This window comes from Kitasatospora sp. NPDC056327 (assembly GCF_042261735.1).
GTDB lineage: Bacteria > Actinomycetota > Actinomycetes > Streptomycetales > Streptomycetaceae > Kitasatospora.
Map to the genome: position 1 here is coordinate 1 of NZ_JBHJRC010000385.1, position 6,904 is coordinate 6,904.

A 6,904-nucleotide genomic window follows, 5' to 3' on the forward strand; every position below is an offset into this window, starting at 1 on the left:
CCCCCGTCGGCGCCGCGATCTGGACCGGCGGCGCGCTGCGCCCCATGCCCAAGGGCCACGTGATGGGCGTGCCCGGCACCGCCGCCGCCCCGCTCAGCGCTCCTTCAGGATCGAGGCCAGCAGGTCGATGGTGCGCTCGGGCGTGAGGCTGTCCACGCAGAGCCGCTCCATGACCTGGATGTACGCGTCGACGTCGTCGCGCTTGTCGAGGTAGAGCGCGCTGGTCAGCTGCTCCAGGTAGACCACGTCGGCGAGGTCCTGCTCCGGGAAGCGCAGGATCGTGAACGCACCGGACTCGCCCGCGTGCGCGCCGAACCTGAACGGCATGACCTGGATGACGACGTTGGCCTGCTCCGCGGCGTCGATCAGGTACTGGACCTGGCCGCGCATCACCTGCGGTCCGCCGACCGGCCGGCGCAGTGCCGCCTCGTCGATCACCGCCCAGAGCCGCGGACTGTCGCCCTCGGTGACCAGCTTCTGGCGGCGCATGCGCAGGCTGACCCGGCGCTCGACCTCCTCCTCGCTGATCACCGGCCGACTCTGGCCGAAAACCGCCCGTGCGTACTCCTCGGACTGGAGCAGGCCGGGCACGAACTGGACCTCGTAGGTGCGGATGAGGGCAGCGGCCTCCTCCAGGCCGACATAGGTCTGGAACCACCCCGGCAGTACGTCGTTGAAGCTGTGCCACCAGCCCGACTTGTTCGCCTCCCGGACCAGGCCGAGCAACGCCTCGCGTTCGAGGCCGTCGTCCACGCCGTAGAGGCTGAGCAGGTCGGCGACGTCACGTTCCTTGAAGCTGACCCGGCCGAGTTCCATGCGGCTGATCTTGGACTCGGAGGCGCGAATCGCGTAGCCCGCGTCCTCGCGGGTGATGCCGCGCGTCTCGCGGAGCCGGCGCAGCTGGGAGCCGAGGAGGATCCGGCGGACCATCGAGCCGCCGCCCGGCTGAACTGTGGTCATGCGGTCCTAACCTCCACCTAGGGCAAACAGCGCACAGTCTGCCATCAGATGAGCGCTCACGGTGCCGATACTGACGGATGTTCCTATCAGTTCTGCACTCCGCACACCAGGATGCACGTGCATCCGGCGCTTGCATATGCCATTTGAACGACTGCACGTGAATCGACTCTTGCATCTGCAGTGAGCGCAGAGCACGATGGTGCACGTGCACCTGCACATCCCTGGCAATCCCGCGGGCTCCGCGTCGACCCCACGCGCGACTCCGTGCACCGGCCCGGCAGCGCCCCCGCGCCTCCGGGCCACGTGCGCGCGCGCCTGGTCGAGGGGCGGCCGCGCGGCCGAGCGAGTCGGAGGTGACCGGCATGACCCCGGCGGGTCCAGCCGTGTCCGCCCCCTTATGGGAGGAGCTCTTCATGAGCACCGGAACGGCTTTGGCAGTCGACCCCCATGTGGTCACCTGTACGCTCGCTCCCCGCTATGAAGCCGTAAGAACCGCGCGCGACTTCGCCAGGACCGCCCTGCAGCGCTGGGGACTGGGCGAGCTCTTCGACGACGTCGCGCTGGTGGCCTCGGAGCTGGTGACCAACGCGCTGCGGCACGCCATCGGCGCGTGCCCCACCGCGGCGGACGACTACGACTTTCCCATGCACCCGGCGGCCGAGGGCCGGCTGCCGATCCGAATAAGCCTCGTTCACCGTGCGCCCCAGGTGGTCTGCGCGGTGAGCGATCCCAGCAGCACCGGCCCGGTGGCCCGGGAGGCGGACTTCGTGGCGGAGTCCGGCCGGGGCCTGCACCTGGTCGACTCGTTCAGCCGCTCCTGGGGATGGCACCCACTGGGCGGCGGCAAGGTCGTCTGGGCGCTGTTCGAGGCGGAGGAGGCACAGCGGACGGCACCCGTCCCGGTCCCCGTCGCCGAGTTCGGCGGACGGCACCGGCGCTCGGCCTGACCCCGGCCGCGGCGGGACACCCCTCCGGGACCCACCGCACCGCGGAACACCGGCCGGCACCGGACCGAACGGCACTTCGACGCATCAGCACCCCGGACATGGCGACCGGCGGCCCTCGGGCAGCGGGCACCGGCAGCCACCCGGCGGTGCGCCCCTCCGATCCGCGTGCGGCGGCTCGGCACGGCGGCGGACGGCGGAGGCCTCCTGGAGCGGCGACGGCGGCACCGGCGTCCGGACGGACCCGGACCCCCGGCGCTCCGGCCCGGGAGTCAGGACACCCGGAGCGGACGGTCCGGGGGCGAACGGTCCGGCGGAACGGCCCCGGACACGAATAAAGGCCGTCGTGGTGTCAGCACCCACGACGGCCCCCCGATGGTGAAGCCGGCGACCGGTCAGACCGCCAGGTGGTCGAACTCCCCGTCCTTGGCCCCCAGGAGCAGTGCGGCGATCTCGGCGCGCGTGTAGATGAGCGCCGGACCGTCCGGGAACCGCGAGTTGCGCATCGCCACGTCGCCTCCCGGAAGGGCGGCGAACTCGACGCAGTTCCCCTGCGAATTGCTGTGCAGGCTCTTCTGCCAGACCACGCCCTCAAGGTCGGTGGCGGCCATCCCGTTGTACGTGTCGAACGGGTCGTAAGTGTTGTGCGTGTCGTGCATAGAAATCTCCCGAAGAGCTCCGGAGTGGGTCGTTCAGCTCGGCGCCCCCGGCCACGGCCGAACGGCCGGGCCGGCCCCGTACCGGCCCGGCACACCGCCTCACTTGACGTGATGATAGCTCCAGTGCACGTGCATCAGCACGGGACGTTGCAGGTGCACGGCCTTTTCGACACCGAACCGGAACTCTTCACAAGGCACCCACCTGACGGTACGTAAGCGGACATAGCAGACTGAATCGGCAAGCCGTCGCTAACCGCCCGTAGGCGACCACCCGCCGATTGTTGATCTTCGAACGCCGGGAGTCGCACTCCCGTGACCCTCCGTCAGACCGTCCGCGCGCTGTGAGACATCTCACGCGCCACCCCGGCAACGCAAGACCCCTTCCGGCGCATCCCCATCACTGCCGGGCGAACTGCCGACCGGGCGTCTGGTATGTCCGCTTTTGCGGGCTGCCGCCCCGCTCGGCACGGCAGCCGACTGCAGGCCGGGCGGGGCGATGTCCTACGATCTCCGCCATGAGCACCGCAGCCATCCCGGGCGCGCCACTGCCCGTCCGCACTCCAGGCTCCCGTGCGCGGGGGCGCCACCGCCGTCCCGAGCGCCCCGAGATCCCGGCCGGTTCCCCGGCCCTGCTGCTCGCCGTCCCCGCGGCCGCCGGGCCGGAATCCCGCTCCGTGGTCGAGGAACTGCTGTCCATCGTCCGCAGCGAGCAGAACGGCGTGCGGACCGCAGCCGGATACCTGCCCTCCGGCGACGCCGACGGCGGGAACCACGGCGAGCGCACCGTCGCCGAACTGCTGGCCGAGGCCGCCGAGGCGGGCCTGCCCGCGCCGGTCGTGGTGCCGCTGGTGCCCGGGCCGCACGACTTCCTCCCCGCCCTGCACGAGCTCGCCGCCGAGTACGGCGCGCCCGTCACCGACGCGCTGGGCCCGCACCCGCTGCTCGCCGAGGGCGTCCACGTCCGCCTCTCCGAGGCCGGACTGGCCCGCGCCGACCGGGCCCGGCTGTTCGCCATCGCGACCGCCGCCGACGGCGTGGTGCTCACCACCGCCGGCGGTAAGGCCGCGGCCGACGCCGCCGGCATCACCGGCATGCTGCTGGCCGCCCGGCTCGCCGTGCCGGTCGTCCCCGCCGCGCTGGACGTGCCCGGCTCGGTCGCCGACGCCGTCGCCCACCTCAAGGAGATGGGTGCCCAGAACCCGGCGTTGGCCCCGCTGGTGATCGGCCCCGAGGCGGACGCGGAGCTGCTCGCCGCGGCCGCCGAGGAGTCGGGCTGCCCGTCGGCCGCACCGCTGGGCGCCTACCAGGCGGTCGGCCAGCTGGTCGCCTCCACCTATCTGGCCGCGCTGCCGGCCTTCGACCCCGCCGACGCCGGGGAGACCGACGCCGAGGAGAGCGGCTCCCGGGCCGGCGGGCGGCACGCCGCCCAGTAACGGCACCTGCCAGGACCGCGCGGGATACCGCGCGAAGGGGCCCGGAACGGACGCACCGTTCCGGGCCCTTTCGGCGTCCGGCGACCCGAGCCGGCGGGCGACGGTGCTCCGGCCGGCCGGGCGGGGTGCCCACCGCGGCGCCCACCGCCGGGCGCCTCCGCCGCCACCGCGATGACGCCCCCTCCGCTGACGCCCCGGTAGCGGGCGCGGACCCGGGCGGGCCCGCGCCGGAGCGGGGTGACGGAGGTTCCGCTGACGGGCCGGATGGTGACGGGACCGCAGACGCCGACGGAGCCGCCGTTCCCTGCGGGCGAGCCGGGCGGGCCGAGCGGATGCTCCGCCCGCCCCCGGGGCGGTGGTACCGGGTGTCGCCGGGGTCGCCCTCCGGGACTCACCGGAGAACCCGGGCCGCGCGCACGACTGATCCGCCCGCCGCCGGTCGCCGCGCAGCCGGCGCCCGAGGCGAACTGGTGAGGCGCTTCAGGACATCTGATGAGCATTGAAGATATTTCGGGCGAGATGTCCGTTCTGATCCGATTTACCACCCAATGACCTCAACTCGACCCGTTGGCCCGGCGATCGCTTGGCCGCCCGCCCACCGGCGCCCGCCGGCGGGCGAGCCTCCCCCGGTGCGACCGGGCCGCCCCGACGCCCCGCCCGCACCCTGAGGCACAGGCAGGTGCGGTGCCCGCGAAGGACGTTGCCGAAAGCCGGGCATTTCTGATCATGAAGGACGACCAATCGACCCGCGAGCCGTAAACCGTGACGAGCGTCACACATGTTTGCGGTTTGAAGCCGCCTCTGCTTAACGTGCTCCCCGTTCGTGGCCACACGGACCCAGCTCGTTCGCAACGCCGAGTCCTGCCGTCGGGCGTGCTGGAAGTGCAATGCACCACGGCAGGAGCGGGGGAACCACAGGTAGTTCGCCCAGGACCGGTCCTCGGACCGGCCCGGGGCTAGGGGTGAAGCCGCGTCCACAGCGCGGCCGGGCAACTCCGGCCCGAATCCGACAGCTCACCTCGCAGGCGTGGGAGAGGACCGCGTCTTCATGCTGCCCACCAACGGCACCCGTCTGTCCGGCCGTACCCGCCGCGCGATCGCCGCCCTCGGCGTCGCGGGCATCGGCCTCACCGTTCCCTGCCTGACCACCGGCACCGCCTCCGCCGCGACCGTCGCCACCTGGGACAAGGTCGCCCAGTGCGAGAGCGGCGGCAACTGGAGCATCAACACCGGCAACGGCTTCTACGGCGGTCTCCAGTTCACCGGCTCCACCTGGGCCGGCTTCGGCGGCACCGCGTTCGCCGCGCGCGCCGACCTCGCCACCAAGGACCAGCAGATCGCGGTCGCCGAGAAGGTCCTGGCCGTCCAGGGCCCCGGCGCCTGGCCGGTCTGCTCGGTCAAGGCCGGCCTGACCAAGGGTGGCACCCCGGCCGCCGTGGACACCTCGACCGCCGCCGAGCCGGCCCCCGCCCAGACCCCGGCGCCTGCCGCCAAGCCCGCTGAGAAGCCCGCCGCCAAGCCCGCCGAGAAGCCGCAGGCCCAGGCCCAGGCGCCTGCCGCGGCCGACGCCGCCACCGGGGGCCAGGACCGGCAGCAGCACCGTCAGCAGGCCGGTTCCCGGGCCGCCGCGGACTACACCGTGGCCGCCGGCGACTGGCTGTCCGGCATCGCCGACCGGAACAAGGTCCAGGGCGGCTGGGAGCGGCTGTACGAGCTCAACCGGGCCACCCTCACCGAGGGCCCGCACACCATCTACCCCGGCCAGCGCCTCGACCTGGGCGACCGCGCCCAGGGCCAGGGCTTCGACTGGTTCAACCGTGCCCGGGGCGGCGCGCAGGACACGGACCGGACCCCGGCCACCGAGTCCGCGGCCAAGCCGGCCACGAAGCCGGCCACGAAGCCCGCCGCCCAGGCCGAGACCCCGGCGCCGGCGCCGACCGCCACCGGCGGCATGGCCGCCGCCGTCTCCTTCGCCCAGTCGAAGGTCGGCCAGGCCTACGTCTACGGCGGCACCGGCAACGGCGGCTGGGACTGCTCCGGCCTCACCCAGGCCGCGCTGCGCGCCGCGGGCGTCTCCGTCCCGCGCGTCGCCGCCGACCAGGCCGCCGCGTCCACCCACGTGTCGCTGGACGCCCTCAAGGTCGGCGACCTGCTGTTCTGGTCCAACAACGGCAAGGACTCCGGCGTCTACCACGTCGCGCTCTACATCGGCGACGGCAAGTACGTCGAGGCCGCCAACCCGAGCTCGGGCGTGCGCCTGCAGACCGTCGCCAACTGGGCGCCGGACTTCGCCGGCCGGGTCTGATCCGGGAACGCCCGGTGCCCCGGGGAGCGTGCGACCGCTCACCGGGGCACCGGCACGCCCGGCCCCGCCCCGGTGGCCGGACCGCCCCCGGGGCCCGGCCGCCGCACGGTCATGGTCAAAGCGGGCCGCAGCGGGCATGCTGCTGCTCTGCACCCGAGGAGGAGTCACCATGGCCCAGGTCACCGTCTCGCTCGACGCCAACCTCGCGATCGACGCGATGATGCTGTCCGGCACCAAGAGCCCGCAGGACGCCGTCGAACTGATCCTCCGCGACTACCTGGAGCGGGGCCGGCGCACCGAGACCCGCACCGGTGACGCCGCCGACGGCCAGCAGGGCCATCGAGACGCAGCCGTAGAAGGGGGCGACGGAAGGGTCGAGCAGGTGGGCGCGGGCCTGGTCGCGGTGGTGGAGCCAGTGCCCGGCGCGGGCGGTGAGCAGGACGGCGAGGGCGGCGGCGGACAGCGCCCAGACGAGCTGGCAGGCCACGCGTTGGCCGGGGAGCTGGTACGGGAGGGTCGCGCCGGCGTTGGCGAGGATCGCCGTACCCATGACGCAGGCGTACCAGTTGGGGCCGAGATGCCGCAGCGCGGGGGCCTTGTGGG

5 protein-coding genes, 1 pseudogene and 1 riboswitch are annotated in these 6,904 nt (G+C 73.4%); of the genes and pseudogenes, 3 read left to right on the plus strand and 3 right to left on the minus strand.

What is annotated here, in order from left to right; genetic code table 11:
- Positions 1 to 93 precede the first annotated feature (93 nt).
- Positions 94 to 960, minus strand: coding sequence for a helix-turn-helix domain-containing protein (locus ACFCX4_RS33420; protein WP_376150740.1), 867 nt, complete (start codon positions 958 to 960; stop codon positions 94 to 96).
- A gap of 413 nt (positions 961 to 1,373) precedes the next feature.
- Between ACFCX4_RS33420 and ACFCX4_RS33425 the strand changes: the two genes are divergently transcribed.
- Positions 1,374 to 1,907 carry an ATP-binding protein gene (locus ACFCX4_RS33425; RefSeq protein WP_376150742.1) on the plus strand — a complete coding sequence of 178 codons (534 nt, stop codon included), beginning with the start codon at positions 1,374 to 1,376 and terminating at the stop codon, positions 1,905 to 1,907.
- A gap of 392 nt (positions 1,908 to 2,299) precedes the next feature.
- Here the strand turns inward: ACFCX4_RS33425 and ACFCX4_RS33430 are convergent, their stop codons facing one another.
- Complete coding sequence (locus ACFCX4_RS33430; RefSeq protein ID WP_376150744.1) at positions 2,300 to 2,563, minus strand: DUF397 domain-containing protein; 264 nt, start codon at positions 2,561 to 2,563, stop codon at positions 2,300 to 2,302.
- A 515-nt stretch (positions 2,564 to 3,078) separates the two neighbouring features.
- On the opposite strand from ACFCX4_RS33430, the gene ACFCX4_RS33435 reads away from it, so the two are divergent.
- Together ACFCX4_RS33435 and ACFCX4_RS33440 are read left to right on the plus strand one after the other, a co-directional pair.
- Positions 3,079 to 3,996 (plus strand): hypothetical protein, encoded by a 918-nt coding sequence (locus tag ACFCX4_RS33435; protein WP_376150746.1) that lies wholly within the window; start codon positions 3,079 to 3,081, stop codon positions 3,994 to 3,996.
- 842 nt (positions 3,997 to 4,838) lie between these two features.
- A riboswitch (cyclic di-AMP (ydaO/yuaA leader) is annotated at positions 4,839 to 5,037 on the plus strand.
- Positions 5,024 to 6,301 carry a transglycosylase family protein gene (locus ACFCX4_RS33440; RefSeq protein WP_376150748.1) on the plus strand — a complete coding sequence of 426 codons (1,278 nt, stop codon included), beginning with the start codon at positions 5,024 to 5,026 and terminating at the stop codon, positions 6,299 to 6,301. It overlaps the preceding riboswitch by 14 nt.
- A 310-nt stretch (positions 6,302 to 6,611) precedes the next feature.
- Here the strand turns inward: ACFCX4_RS33440 and ACFCX4_RS33445 are convergent.
- Positions 6,612 to 6,904, minus strand: a pseudogene (locus tag ACFCX4_RS33445) (C4-dicarboxylate ABC transporter); the annotation flags it as partial.

What these genes read in the sequence shown, in the direction of transcription:
- ACFCX4_RS33430 (WP_376150744.1), bottom strand. Translation starts at nt 2,563, where the DNA reads ATGCACGACACGCACAACACTTACGACCCGTTCGACACGTACAACGGG.
- ACFCX4_RS33420 (WP_376150740.1), bottom strand. Translation starts at nt 960, where the DNA reads ATGACCACAGTTCAGCCGGGCGGCGGCTCGATGGTCCGCCGGATCCTC.
- ACFCX4_RS33425 (WP_376150742.1), top strand. Translation starts at nt 1,374, where the DNA reads ATGAGCACCGGAACGGCTTTGGCAGTCGACCCCCATGTGGTCACCTGT.
- ACFCX4_RS33435 (WP_376150746.1), top strand. Translation starts at nt 3,079, where the DNA reads ATGAGCACCGCAGCCATCCCGGGCGCGCCACTGCCCGTCCGCACTCCA.